The organism is Lapidilactobacillus salsurivasis, assembly GCF_054785215.1.
In genome coordinates, this window is record NZ_BAAABI010000010.1 from 41,468 (window position 1) to 55,887 (window position 14,420).

10 protein-coding genes are annotated in these 14,420 nt (G+C 43.3%); 8 read left to right on the forward strand and 2 right to left on the reverse strand.

All coding sequences use genetic code 11. The features are described from left to right. Positions 1–30: 30 nt before the first annotated feature. Positions 31–951 (reverse strand): ArsR/SmtB family transcription factor, encoded by a 921-nt coding sequence (locus tag ACYVSB_RS10820; RefSeq protein WP_461219368.1) that lies wholly within the window; start codon positions 949–951, stop codon positions 31–33. Positions 952–1,250: 299 nt separating this feature from the next. On the opposite strand from ACYVSB_RS10820, the gene ACYVSB_RS10825 reads away from it, so the two are divergent. From ACYVSB_RS10825 to ACYVSB_RS10860, 8 genes are all read left to right on the forward strand, one after another. Beyond that, positions 1,251–2,513 carry an extracellular solute-binding protein gene (locus ACYVSB_RS10825; RefSeq protein ID WP_461219369.1) on the forward strand — a complete coding sequence of 421 codons (1,263 nt, stop codon included), beginning with the start codon at positions 1,251–1,253 and terminating at the stop codon, positions 2,511–2,513. A 76-nt stretch (positions 2,514–2,589) separates the two neighbouring features. Continuing rightward, positions 2,590–3,504: a carbohydrate ABC transporter permease gene (locus ACYVSB_RS10830; protein WP_461219370.1), complete on the forward strand. Its 915-nt coding sequence runs from the start codon at positions 2,590–2,592 to the stop codon at positions 3,502–3,504. A gap of 14 nt (positions 3,505–3,518) precedes the next feature. Further along, positions 3,519–4,358, forward strand: coding sequence for a carbohydrate ABC transporter permease (locus ACYVSB_RS10835; RefSeq protein ID WP_461219371.1), 840 nt, complete (start codon positions 3,519–3,521; stop codon positions 4,356–4,358). A gap of 11 nt (positions 4,359–4,369) precedes the next feature. After that, positions 4,370–4,783 carry a hypothetical protein gene (locus ACYVSB_RS10840; RefSeq protein ID WP_461219372.1) on the forward strand — a complete coding sequence of 138 codons (414 nt, stop codon included), beginning with the start codon at positions 4,370–4,372 and terminating at the stop codon, positions 4,781–4,783. A 51-nt stretch (positions 4,784–4,834) separates the two neighbouring features. Beyond that, positions 4,835–6,658 carry a glycoside hydrolase family 2 protein gene (locus ACYVSB_RS10845; protein WP_461219373.1) on the forward strand — a complete coding sequence of 608 codons (1,824 nt, stop codon included), beginning with the start codon at positions 4,835–4,837 and terminating at the stop codon, positions 6,656–6,658. Between the two features lie 30 nt (positions 6,659–6,688). Next, on the forward strand, positions 6,689–8,188 hold the full coding sequence (gene arfA / locus ACYVSB_RS10850) for an arabinosylfuranosidase ArfA (RefSeq protein WP_461219374.1): 1,500 nt from the start codon (positions 6,689–6,691) through the stop codon (positions 8,186–8,188). A 10-nt stretch (positions 8,189–8,198) separates the two neighbouring features. After that, complete coding sequence (locus ACYVSB_RS10855; protein ID WP_461219375.1) at positions 8,199–10,193, forward strand: glutaminase domain-containing protein; 1,995 nt, start codon at positions 8,199–8,201, stop codon at positions 10,191–10,193. A 104-nt stretch (positions 10,194–10,297) separates the two neighbouring features. After that, on the forward strand, positions 10,298–13,453 hold the full coding sequence (locus ACYVSB_RS10860; protein WP_461219376.1) for an alpha-mannosidase: 3,156 nt from the start codon (positions 10,298–10,300) through the stop codon (positions 13,451–13,453). 105 nt (positions 13,454–13,558) lie between these two features. On the opposite strand, the gene ACYVSB_RS10865 is transcribed toward ACYVSB_RS10860, so the two are convergent. Next, positions 13,559–14,332 carry a helix-turn-helix transcriptional regulator gene (locus ACYVSB_RS10865; protein ID WP_461219377.1) on the reverse strand — a complete coding sequence of 258 codons (774 nt, stop codon included), beginning with the start codon at positions 14,330–14,332 and terminating at the stop codon, positions 13,559–13,561. Positions 14,333–14,420: the final 88 nt, after the last annotated feature.

A 14,420-nucleotide genomic window follows, 5' to 3' on the forward strand; every position in this document is an offset into this window, starting at 1 on the left:
ATTACCTCCTGGGGAATTAAATTTTGAATCTCAATGCGCATTAATGGAGTAAAAAACAGATAGCTTTATGTTCTGCGGATAGTTCCCAAAGTCTTTTCCAAAAATGGTGATGCCGCCTTGGTTGGGAGAAGCCGGATCGATACCGATTTTGAACTTAATGGTTGAGCCGCTAGTTAAATTTAAGTCATTGATTGTAATATCGGAAATAGATTCTCCATCTATGGCAGTGTCTGTTTTCAGTACGCGAAGGTGCTTGAGTAATCCGTATTGACTAAAAGAGGAATCCCACCAGGAAGGCGTGAGCCGACCACGGACATCCGAGTAGTTGCCGGGAACCGTGTCAAACCCAACAAAAACATCGTTGATCCAAAAAGACAGATCACTAGGCCAATTATTGTTTGACTGAGGAAATTCTGAGGAAACCTCCATTGAAACTTCAATTAGTTCAGGCGAAGCATTTTGTGGAATCTTATTTGGTACAACATATTCTACAGTCCCATTTGAAAACCAAATCAACGAAGCTTTGAATCGCTGTGGTGAAAGAAATATCTCTGGGTCGTCAAATTTCCCGATGCGCGAATCCTTTCCAACCATACCACAGGTTGGCTCAATATCTTGATTGCTGAAATAGTTGCCTAATTCTATGTCATAGTCGATACGGCGAAATTCAGGATAGATTTTCTGAGGCAAATTTATGAGGATCGAGTCCGTAACAATTTGAAGATACTTTTTCCGACGGTCATCCATATTCTGCGTCGTCTCTACCAATATTCCCGCATCCTCTAGAATGCGGATGTGTTTAGAGATGATGGCCTTACTATAATGCAATTCATCGGCCAGTTCAGTCACGGTATAAGACTTCTGGGCCAACTTATTGATTATCTCTAGCCGTGTTTCTGAGTTCAAGGCTTTAAAGACAGGTAGACTGTCATTTGTAAGATCGATTTCCATTTTATTACCTCCAGATAACTGATGTACGTTTCGAAATTAAAAAAGCAAAATATTTGAGTAGCAATCCAAAATGAAAAGTGGGTCGGGCGCAAACAAGTTTCGATAATGGTTAACAATATCATACACTGTTTTACTAAATTAACCAAATGGTTTCCTAAATGGGCGAAATGTACGAAAACGGGTTGCTAATTTGGGCATCTTGGACTAATATCACACTTGTAAGCGTTTTAAATTTTTGGGTTTTCTTAATCGGGTCCGAAAATGATAAACAAAAAAGTTTACAAATGGAGGATTTTTCAATGAAATGGAATAAGGTTATGGCCACACTTTTGGTTGCTAGTTCTATTTTAGTTTTAGGGGCATGTGGTAAATCAAGTGGTGGTTCGGGCAGCTCTGAGAAGAAAGAAATCACATTTTGGAATCCATTCACCGGCCCGGATGGCAAGAATATGCAGGCGATGGTCAACGAATACAATAAGACCAATCCTGAATACAAAATCAAGAACATCTCAATGAAGGAAGGGGATATGTATACCAAAATTCCAACCGTAGTCAATTCTGGGAAAAATATTCCTGATCTAAACATTGTGCATGCGGAACGAATCAAGCTGTATAAGGCACAAGGAATGTTACAGTCATACGATAAATACTTGGAAAAATATCCCGAGATTAAGTCAGATAATTATGTTCAAGAAGCGTGGAAAATCGGTGATTTGGATGGCAAGCGATATAGCTTACCACTCGATATCCATACATTCCAAATGTATTATAACAAAGATTTAGTGAAAAAATACGCACCTAATGCGCTTGACGACAATATTGTAACTTTTGATGAGATTGAGGCGGCGGGCAAGGCTGCTAAGAAAGACAAGATAACAGCATTAGGGGTTACTTGGTTTAAGCCTAACTTCTTATCATTGTTTGCTCAATACGGTGGTGAACTTAGTAAGGATGGAACAAATGTAACTTTAGATACTGAATATGGTAAGGAAACATTAAACAAGTGGGTTTCGATGTATAAATCGGGGATCACTTCACGCGATGGGCAAGATCCCGCTCAACTTTTTGGTAGTGGAAAAGAAATTTTCTACCCAGAAGGAATTTGGATGCAAAATAATGTTAAGGGCTACAAAATCAATTGGGGAATGACGAATGCGCCACAGTTGAGCGATGACATTTCGAAAGCAGTCAACTGGTCTTCTTCACACCAGTTCGTCATGTTTAAGAGTAAAGGTCGCTCTGAGGCAAAAACCAAGGCAGTTCTGAAATTCATCAATTGGGTGCGGACTCATTCAATGGAGTGGGCAAAATCCGGACAAAACCCTGCATCCTTGGCAATCCGTGAAAATAAAGAATATTTGAAGATGCCGCAATCATTCTTGATCAACAGCAAGGAAGAGCAAGCAACGTTGAGAATCTTTGATTACAAGTATAATGGCTATGTTGCCGATAGCCTAGATGCTCATGTTGGGGATATCATCTTTGGCAAGACGACCGTCGATAAGGGCTTAGCCGGAATGCAAAAAGAAATTCAAGGTAAGATTGATAAAAACGAAGAATAGTAAGTGATTTTCATTATGGAGGGAGGCTGGATTTTTTCTTATCCAGCCTCATTTATTTGATTTAGGAGGGTTCAATATGCAAGCGGAAGCAGCTATCCCCGAGAAGAAAATCAAGAATAAACGAACAAATAAGTTGACCCCATGGCTCTTTGTTGCACCACACTTGATTATATTTGCAATTTTTTTCTTGATTCCTATTATTTTCGGTATCTATATTTCATTCACCAACTGGGATCTGTTGGGATCACCAGAGTTTGTTGGATTAGCAAATTACAAGGAAATACTCTTTGACTCGAGCTCCGTATTTTACGGTCAGTTACGAACGGGGCTGAAGAACACTTTTCTATTCGTTGTGCTGGCAGTGCCTTTTTGTATCATCGTACCGCTGTTAATGGCGCTGGCGTTAAATGCAAAACCAGTTTTGGGAAAATTCTTCCAGGCGCTATTCTATCTGCCAACGCTATTTGCTATTTCAGCTGTTGTTATTATTTGGAATTTGATGTTTAACACAACATATGGGCCAATCAATAAGTTCTTTCACATCAATACTGTTTGGACGGGGACACAACCTTATGCTTGGATTGCTATCGTCGTTGTGACAATTTGGTGGACAATTGGTGGGAACATGATTATTTACCAGGCAGCGCTAAACGGGATATCAAAGGATTATTATGAGGCCGCCGAAATCGATGGTGCCTCACCAATGCAGCAATTCTGGCGGATCACCTTGCCAAGTATTCGCAGTCAAATTCTTTATACAGTTGTCATGACAACGATTGCCCAGTTTAATATCTATGGGCAACCTTTGATGCTGACAGGTGGTGGCCCTAACAGTTCGACGTCGGTACTTCTGATGTATATCCAACAGAACGCCTTTGGCTCAGGGCAATCAATTGCAGGTATTGCATCTGCAATGGCAATGATCTTAGGAATCTGCATTATGATTGTTTCAGCAATTCAATTTGTCTTTCTTCGGGACAAATCAAAATAAGGGAGGGATACTCAATGAAGCAAAAGAAATATGTGTCAAAAACAATTGCGTTTGTTTTCTTGGCTATTTTGGCGGTAATCTGGGTAATTCCGCTCTTATGGGGAATTGTAACTTCTTTCAAGAGTGAGACAGAACTACAAACAATTGGTTTTAAGTTCTTGCCCATCCAGTGGGTTCTAAGCAATTACACTGAATTGTTAGTTAATAATGCAAGTACGCCGCTCTTACATTGGTTTATGAATTCCATGGTCATCTCTGTAAGTAATACGCTCCTTGTATTAGTGGTCGTTTCATTATCCGCTTTTGCTTATGATCGGCTCGAATTTAAGGGTAAAAATGCCTTGTTCTTCTTTTTAATGGCAACAATGATGTTCCCAGGGGTTGTTAACATTATTCCTTTGTACAAAATAATCGATTTATTTGGCTGGGTCAATACAAAATGGGCAATGATCGTGCCCGGCGCTGCTGGTGTATTTAACATTTTTCTGGTGCGTCAGTTTATGTCGAACATCCCGAAGTCTTTTGATGAGGCAGCGAGAATGGATGGGGCAAGTGATTTAACTATTTTTTGGAAAATCATTTTGCCACTATCTAAACCGGTGCTATTTGTAGTTGCGTTGTTCACTTTCACGGGATCTTGGAACGATTTTCTGTGGCCGTCAATCGTCTTCAATGACCTTGAAAAAATGCCAATCACACCAGGGTTACAACTACTCCAGGGTATGTATCAAGCCCAACCAACCTTGTTAATGGCAGGCGCACTGATTGCAATCGTACCAACTTTTATTCTGTATTTGTTCGCACAAAAGTACTTCCTACAGTCGATGTCCTTGTCAGCTGGTGTTAAAGGATAGGAGGCGTTTCGATGAACCGGAAATTAGAACGAAACTTAGTCAAGATTTTAGGGATTTGGCAGCTTATCGACGGTGTCATTACAATTCTATTGTATGGTTCGTACGTAAAGATATCGGGAACGAAGACCAACTCACCTTTAAATTTTCAAACTGCTAAAGCGTTAAATGCAGTGTTTGGCAGTCTGTATACGTTCACGGTTATCTTTGGTGTCGTTCTGATTGGTCTTGGGTTGTTGAATTTATATTTTTCTAAAACTTATTTTCGTGATAGTCAGTTGTCGTATAAATTGCCAATTTATTTACTGTGCCTAGGAATTCTTGCCTACTTCTGTATGGATATTATTACAGTTGGCTTAGCAATGGTTGCCGCAGTCGTGTGCTTGGCAAAAAATAAATCGATTAAGCAAACAAAACCACTTAATTGATCTTGCGTTATAGTGCGAAGAACGAATAATTAATAGATATGGAGAGATTAGATGAGTAATAGCAGGACAAGTTATCCGCGCCCACAATTCAAGCGGGAAGGTAACTGGATTAATTTAAATGGTTCGTGGGACTTCTGTTTTGATGATCAAAATATTGGTATAAAAGAAGGTTGGTTCAATACAGGGTTGCGCGATATCAAAAAAATCAATGTACCTTTTGTTTATCAAGCACCATTAAGTGGGATTGATTGCCAAGAAAAACATGATATTGTTTGGTATCAGCGCGAAATAGAGCTAACTTCAGAGACAAAACATCGAAGTATTCTTCATTTTGGTGCCGTTGATTACTTCGCGGATGTGTATGTTAACGGCGATTATATCGGCCACCATGAGGGAGGCGATGCATCGTTCTCGTTCGACATTACAGATACGTTGATACCTGGCGAGACTCAGATTATCACAGTTCGCGCTGAAGATCGTACTTACGACGAGACGATTCCACGAGGGAAGCAATCGTGGACAGGTAAATCTGAGGGGATCTGGTATACGAATTCAACCGGCATTTGGCAAACAGTTTGGGTTGAGAGCGTTGCACAAAAGCATATCGAGCAGGTGAGAATGACGCCTGACTTGGATCATACTTCAGTTAAACTAGCAATTGATGTGGCAGATTCAGCTATCGGTGCGAAACTGGGATATGAAATAAAATTTGGTGAAACTGTCATTGCTAACGATCAATTGCAGATTCAAGCGACTCATATTGAAAGATCTGTTGAACTGGCTCAACAAAAAATATTTAGAACAGAATTCCATAATGATGGATGGACATGGACACCAGAGCATCCCAATTTGTTTGATATTACTTTTAGTCTGACTGATCAGGACATAGTTGATCAGGTGACCTCATATTTTGGCTTGAGAAAAGTTCATGCTGAAAAGGGGATGATTATGCTCAATAATCGCCCTTATTATCAAAAATTGGTTTTGGATCAAGGATATTGGCCCGATGGCTTATTAACTGCACCAAAAGATGAGGATTACAAGAATGATATTTTAATGGCCAAAGAACTAGGGTTCAATGGCTGTCGCAAACACCAGAAAATTGAAGACCCTAGATTTCTATACTGGGCCGATAAGCTTGGATATTTGGTTTGGGAAGAAGTTGCTTCGGTTCCATACTATTCTGAGAAGTCAGCAAATCGGATCGTCGATGCATGGCAGGAAGCGGTTGAGCGAGATTATAATCATCCATCTATTATTATGTGGGTTCCTCTGAATGAAAGCTGGGGAGTTGATAGAATTCACTCTAATCAGCAACAACAACATTTTTCTGAATCGTTGTATCATCTCTTACATGCTTTGGATGGTACGCGCTTAGTTCAATCTAATGACGGCTGGGAAATAACAACAACCGACGTTGTGGCAATCCATAATTATAGCCATGGGCGTCAGGATGATCCCGAACAGTATAAATTTTTCCAGAACACATTGAGCTCGGTTGAAACGCTTGTTAATCAAGCGCCAGTAAAGTGGGATATCTTCGCAAATGGTTTTAAATATGAAGGACAACCCATCGTTTTAACTGAATTTGGAGGTATCGGGTTTGATGGCAGTCGTGAAGACGGTTGGGGCTATACACGAGCGAATTCTGAATCAGAATATCTTTCCGAGTTACAGCGCGTTCTTAGTGCGGTTGCACACTCACGTGGATTATGGGGTTACTGCTATACACAATTGACTGATGTTGAGCAGGAAGTAAATGGCCTACTGACTTATGATCGTCGATTTAAAGCCGATCCAGAAAAAGTGAAAGCCATTTTTGATTTTCAAGATATCAATCGCTTATCGGGTAATGCTGCTGATTATCGGCAATAATAATTTCTGATAGATGAGTGGAGAATAGTTATGAAAAGTGAATTGGTGATTGACCCGTATGCGATTATTTCGAAAATCGATGATCGTATCTATGGCTCTTTCGTGGAACACTTGGGCCGTGCGGTCTATGGTGGTATTTACCAACCGGGCCACGAGATGGCTGATGGCGATGGATTTAGACAAGATGTTTTGGCCTACGTCAAGAAACTCCGTGTACCAATTGTCCGTTATCCCGGCGGGAATTTTGTTTCCGGATTTAACTGGGAAGATAGTATTGGGCCGAAAGAACAACGCCCGACTAGATTGGAATTAGCTTGGAAGACGAAGGAAACCAATGCATTTGGCTTGCATGAATTTATGCGTTGGTCTAAAAAAGCCAATACTGATGTGATGATGGCGGTTAATTTAGGTACTAGAGGTATTGATTCAGCACGTCAACTTGTAGAATATTGTAATTTTCCCAAGGGAACTTTCTATAGTGATCTGAGACGAAAAAACGGCGCAGAGGATCCGTTTCGAATCAAAACGTGGTGTCTAGGAAATGAGATGGATGGGCCATGGCAGTTGGGGCATAAAACGGCTGCGGAGTACGGACGACTTGCAGAAGAGACTAGCAAGGTTGTCAAATTAGTCGATTGCGATATTGAAACGGTAGCTTGTGGTAGCTCAATGAATACAATGCCTACATTTGGATCATGGGAAGCCACAGTTTTGGACCTGGCATATGATCAAATTGATTACTTATCATTACATCGTTACTATGATAACAATGGAGATACGCCCAATTTCTTGGCCCAATCACTAGATTTTGACTCTTTCATTGACGGTGTTGTATCAATTTGTGATGCTGTCAAGGCAAAAAAACATCAAACCAAGAGTATCAACCTATCATTTGATGAGTGGAATATCTGGCACCCACACCAAACTGAAACATTGGTTATGTCGGATTGGCAAGTGGCACCACACCATGCCGAGGCTGTTTATAATTTGGAGGATGCGATTCTTGTAGGGTCATTATTAATCACCTTAATCAAGCATTCAGATCGAGTCAAGATTGCGTGTCTAGCTCAACTGGTCAACGTATTAGCACCAATAATGACGGAAGAGACTGGACAAGCATGGGTGCAAACAATTTTTTATCCATTGATGCAGGCATCTACGTTAGGGCGCGGCATCGCGCTAAAACCAGTTATCAAAACGCCGTCTTATGAAACCGAACAATTCAATCGAGTGCCATACTTAGATAGTGTTGTGGTTGAGGATCAGGAAAATGGTTATTTAACAGTATTTGCAGTTAATAAGTCGCTTCAAGATCACATGGATCTCGATATTAGGTTGAGTGATGAGTACAGTATCCGAAATGGACAAGCCACACAATTTACCGGACCAGATGCAAAGCAAGATAATCGTAATGGCGAACTGAAAATCGAACCCAACTCCTCCTTAGATATTTCGGAAGGTAAAATCACAATAAAATTGGCACCGCTGTCGTGGAATGTCATCAGATTAAAAGTCAAAAATGAGCTGTAAGGAGATTGTAATGTTGAATTCACGTATTCCATCCTATCCATTGATCACGCATGATCCATATTTTTCTATTTGGTCGCCGAGTGATCATCTTAACGACGCTCAAACGGTGAGCTGGACGGGTAAGGCGATGCCGCTTAATGGAACGATTTCGGTTGATGGCACGGTCTTTCGGTTTCTTGGCGATCGCCAGTCATTGCCAGTAATCGAACAAGTTTCCGCCGCAATTACAGCTACCCAAACGCGGTACACCTTCAGTAATGGTCAAATTGAACTTGGGGTTTCTTTTGCCCAGCACTTTGATCTGAAAGATCTACAAAGTATTTCTGAACCCATCACTTATCTTTCATTCGTGGTGCGTTCGCGGGATCATCAAGCGCATGATATTCATCTTGAACTTGACTTTGATGGCACGATCACCTATGAAAGCTTGACGGATAATCGTTTGATTACACGCCAATTTGAGATTGGTCAGACGCAAGAAGTTTTCTTAGGTAAGGCGCGCCAAACGCCGCTAAATTCGTCAGGTGATCTAATCAATATTGATTGGGGGCATCTCTACTTAGCAACGGCGTTAAGTACGGATAGTCAGGTGATGGCCTATCAAAAATGGAATCAACAAGGTTTGCGCGCGCAATTTGATTTATCAACGGCGAGCGAGAAGAAGGCACAATTGCTGGTTGCTTATGATGACCTGCAAGCCATCAATTACTTTGGTCAGGCGACCAATGCCTATTGGAAACAAGCGGAGCCTTCAATGTCAGCCTTGTTAGACAAGCGATTACAATCGTTTGACGCGATTGTTAATGATTGCTATCGAATTGATCAACAGATCAGTCAGCTGGCAACGACGGTGGGTTCAGATAATTATGAGTTGATTTGCGCAACGGCCTATCGTCAGGCGATTGCCGCACACAAATTGATTCGCGATGAGAATGGCGAAATTATCTTCTTATCAAAGGAATGTAACTCGAATGGCTGTATTGGCACTGTTGATGTGAGCTATCCATCCATCCCCTTATTCCTAGCGTTTAATCCAGAGTTAGTGGCGGGCATGATGCGACCTATTTTTCGTTTCGCAAATTTACCAGTTTGGCCATTTGACTTTGCGCCCCATGATGTTGGCCGCTACCCAGATGCCACCGGTCAAGTTTATGGCATGAATCGACCAGATGATGTTGATGATGGAACAATGCTCCGTGAGTATGACACAGTGGGTGAGTATTACCAATACCCAGCTAATGCCGATCTCTATAATTTCGATTATCAAATGCCCGTTGAGGAAAGCGGCGATATGATTATCATGGCCAGTGCGGTTGAATTGCTTCAATCTGGTGACTTTCTCGAGCAGCATTATGATCAATTATGGCAGTGGTCGAAGTTCCTAGTAACGCACGGACAGGATCCAGAAAATCAACTGTGTACGGATGATTTCGCTGGTCATTTAGCGCATAATGTCAATTTGTCACTAAAGGCAATCGTTGCTTTGGCCATGTTTGGCAAGGCACTTTTAAAAGCGGGCATTCATCAGGCGGAGGCCAATGAGCTGATCGCGCAAGCGCGGAAGATGGCGGCGATCTGGGCCGAAACTGCTCAGTCTCAATCTGATACGCGGTTGGCGTTTGATCAACCCGATTCTTGGGCATTGAAGTATAACCTGGTTTGGGATAAGCTGTTCGGCTTAGGGCTGTTTGACGCTCAAATCAGCCAAAAAGAAATTCAACGCTATTTGCAACAATTGAATGATTACGGCACACCTTTGGATAAGCGCGCTACTTACACCAAGGTTGATTGGCTAATGTGGGTTGCTTCACTGACAACAGAGCGGCATGATTTCGATCAATTTACTCAGTCAGTGGTTCGCTTCCTAAACGAAACGCCAGATCGTCAGCCGTTCTCAGATTGGTATGATACGAAATCCGCTAAGATGGTTGCCTTTAAGAATCGGTCGGTGATTGGTGGCGTCTTTATGCCAATGTTGGCTAAGATTTTGCAATCACAAGCATAAACGTCGAAAAAAAGCACCTGTTGGTGCTTTTTTGCTGGTTAGTCTACCGGAGTTGGCTTATAGTTACTCTGTGAGAACGGATTCAGAATTTAAGGAGGTCGAGTATGTACTCAGAAAAGAAGATCAAGCAACAGCTGGGGTATTTGCAGGCGCAGGTCTATGGCAACTTTGCAACGGTGAGTGACTTGCAACTGTGGCAGGATCAACGTGAAGATCATCGGCAAGTGCCAGTGGACGCGGCTTGGCAGGCGGTGACTTTGGGGTCTGAATGGTCTGGACGGGACACCTATTATTGGCTCCGTTTCCAGGTGGTCGTACCTGAATTAGCTGAGCGACAAAAATATGTGATTCATTTGGATTTGGGTCGGACTGGTGGTGGCGGCAATTCCGGATTTGAAGGACTGGTCTTCATTGGTGGGCAACCGCGGCAGGCCGTTGACTCAAATCATCGCGATATCTATTTAGACGCGCAATTCGCTAAGCAAGATTTGGTTTTCAGTGTTCTGATGTGGACAGGCTTGGAGGGTGGCGGGCCGCAACAGATCCAGCATTATCGGCTACAGCAGGTTGCGGCCGGTGTGCTGGATGAGCGGATTCGTGATTGTTATCGTTATTTGAAACTGATCAATGAAACGATTTTGGAATTGTCTGATGATGAGCCGTTGAAGTATGACTATCAACGTTTGTTAGATGGCGCGTTACGGCAGTTCGATTGGGGCGGGATGACCACAGCTGAATTAAGTGTCACGGCTGGTCAGGTCTTAGCGCAGATCGCGGCCTTTATCGATCAACATCAAGGTCAGAAGAAAGCATACTCGATCGCGGCGATTGGGCACACTCACATTGATGTGGCGTGGTTATGGCGCTTGAAACACACGCGGGAGAAGACCGCTCGTTCCTTTTCAACGGTTCTGGCTTTGATGAAGGAGTATCCGGATTACAAATTCTTCCACAGCACGCCACAGGTTTATGATTTTATCAAACACGACTATCCGGAACTATATACTCAAATCAAGCAGCGAGTTGCTGAAGGTCGGTGGGAGCCTGATGGGGGCACCTGGCTGGAACCGGATGCCAACATTCCGTCGGGTGAGGCGTTGACGCGTCAATTCCTGTATGGCTCGCAGTTCTTTAAGCAGGAGTTCGGCGTTAAACAAACGGTGTTGTGGTTGCCAGATGTTTTCGGCTATTCATGGGCTTTGCCACAAATCATGTTAGGTTTTGGCATCGATAATTTCATGACGACGAAAATCAGCTGGAATGATACCAACCGAATGCCGCATGATACCTTCGTTTGGGAGGGATTGGATGGGAGCCGGGTCTTGACCCATTTCATTACGACCACGGACGACAATGCAGATTTTCGCGACAGTTCCAACTGGATGTACACCTACAACGGCGAAATCACACCGCACACGGTTCTAGGCACCTATCACGTCTACGCTGATAAGCTTGTCAACAATGACCTACTGTTGGCTTATGGCTACGGCGATGGTGGTGGCGGACCAACACGGGAAATGATTGAAAACATTGAGATGATCAATCAATTGCCAGGGCTCCCTTCCATCAAAAACACCCGGGTCGACGATTACTTTAAACAGTTGCGGGCCAATATCAAGGCCAGTGGGCAGTCATTGGCGACCTGGAATGGCGAACTTTATCTGGAATATCACCGGGGAACTTACACGTCACAGGCTCGAGTCAAACGTGAGAATCGGCAGCTGGAGTTTGCGTTGCGGAATTTGGAAATCGCGGCTGCGACGGCGTTGTTGCGCCAACAGGTGGCCTATCCTGAGGCCGAAATTCGAGAGTTGTGGCAGATGGTTCTGCGGAATCAATTCCATGATATTTTGCCGGGTTCGTCGATCCACGAAGTTTACCAAGATAATAAGTTGGAGTATCAACAAGGATTTGCGTCGATCGCGCGCTTACAGCAGCAATTAGTCGCTGCTCAACTAGAGCCGCACGCTGATTATTACCACGCCAGCAACGTGAATGCTTGGCCAATCACCACAACAATCCAGGTGGCGGAGCAACGTGACGGGGTCTTCGAAACGACCGATCGCGTTAAACTCTCTAGTCAAAAAGTAACGATGGGCTATGTTGTGCAGGTCACTGTTCCGGCGTTTGCGACGACTAACTTCAAATTTGTCGCGGCTAAGGGCGAATCGGGCGTAGCGCGGTCGGCGGCTTCAGTCCAAACAGCGACGGTGATTGCGATTAGCGCTGCCCGCCAAGTTGAGAACGATTATTATCGGATCACTTGGAACGAGGCGGGTCAACTCATTGGCCTTTGGGACAAAAAAGCGCGCCGTGAGGTCATTACCACGGCAGGTGTTGGGAATCGGCTGACGGTCTATGAGGATCGCCCTACGGAATATGATAACTGGAACATTGATGCCGACTATCCGGAAAAGGCTTGGACATTAGCGGCGGATCAGATCGAAGTCTCCGAAGTGGGACCGCTATTACAGTCGGTGATGTTCACTTACCATTTCCACCATTCGACGATCAAGCAACAAATGATTTTGCACGCGGATAGTCCGCGGATCGATTTCGAAAACGAAATCGACTGGCACGATCACAATTATTTGTTACGGACTGATTTTACCGTGGCCGTTCGCGCGAACGAAGCGACCTACGATATCCAGTATGGTAACGCCAAGCGACCAACCACGGCCAATACTTCTTGGGAAGCCGCTAAGTTTGAAACAGTGGGGCATAAATGGGCCGACTTGTCCCAGCGTGACTATGGGGTCGCGCTCTTGAACGATGGCAAATATGGCTACCATATTACGGAAAACAACTTGTCCTTATCGTTGTTGAAGTCTGGTGTTTCTCCAGATACAGAAGCGGATCAGGGTCAACATCACTTCACTTACAGCCTCTTGCCACATGAAGGTGACTTTGTCAGTGGTCAGGTTGAACCGACGGCGATGGTGCTCAATAATGGTCTGAAAGTTGACCAGGGTGAACTGCAACAGCAACAAGCGCTGTTTGCCTTTAGCGGAACCGAGGCCGTCGAAGTCGATGCGATCAAGTTAAGCGAAGACGGCCACGCGCTGATTTTGCGGCTCCACGAGTACACCGGCCAGAATACGACGATTCACGTGTTGCCGCAGTTTGCTCACGGCGCGGTTCAAGCAACGCGTTTGGACGAAACGCCGGAAGCCACCCTTGCACCCGAAACAGATGAACGTTATCGCTTGGAATTAACGCCTTATCAGATCAAAACGGTTCGGTGGGAGATTGAGAAGTAAAGGGAATTTACCAAGTCAAGACCAGACCAAATTTAAAGAGAGTATTGATACCGGTAGTGGGTATTGATACTCTCTTTTGCTGTGTCTTTTCGCGCCACCTTCACCTTAAATTTGGTGTAAGATGCGGTATTTTTGTGGGCACACACCAATATACTTTGAAAATAGTCGAGATAAATAGAAACCGTTTGAAAGACCACATTTCTCTGCTATATCGTCTAACGTCCAATCTGTTTCGAGAAGTAATTTTTGGGCATGGCGTACTCTGACCATATTTCGATATTCAATTGGAGTGTATCCGGTGGTACTTTTGAATTTTCTGGAAAAGTAGCTGGGTGTTATACAAAGGTGGTCAGCAATTTTGCTAATTGAGATTGCATCATCATTTGATATCTCACTAAGAAAGTTGATCGCATCACGAATCAAGGGCTCTTTGTATGGGATGTTGAACTGATTGATGACAGGATTACAGTTGGTTATTATTGCTAGCATTATTAGGTCTTGAAGAACAGTTTTCCTGTATTCTTTTGAAAAGCTAGATGTATCGTATGGAAATTTACATAGTATTGCCGCAGTCGACAGAATACGTTGCTTATCAGTCAAGATGACAGGAAGAGAATTGATGTACGGGCTGTCACCGTGAAAAGAAAATCTGAAGAAATGGAAGGTAAGTTTTTCTTTGATACAACGCTCAAATTCTACATAAGGTGGGCAAATTATAACACTTCCTCGACTTGCCGTCCCAGACTGACCTTGAATTTTATAATTACAACTTCCATACTCAATCAAATAAATGATCCATTGTGGGTCGGTGTCTTTTTCGAGTAGAAAGCGTTGTTTCCCTTCCCAATATACGTATTGGTTAATCTCTGGATCGAACAATATTTTTCCTCCTAGGACAAAAAAGTATATATATTAACAGATACAGTCCATATGAAAGCGCAAACAATGTTGATAGAATTAGTATAAC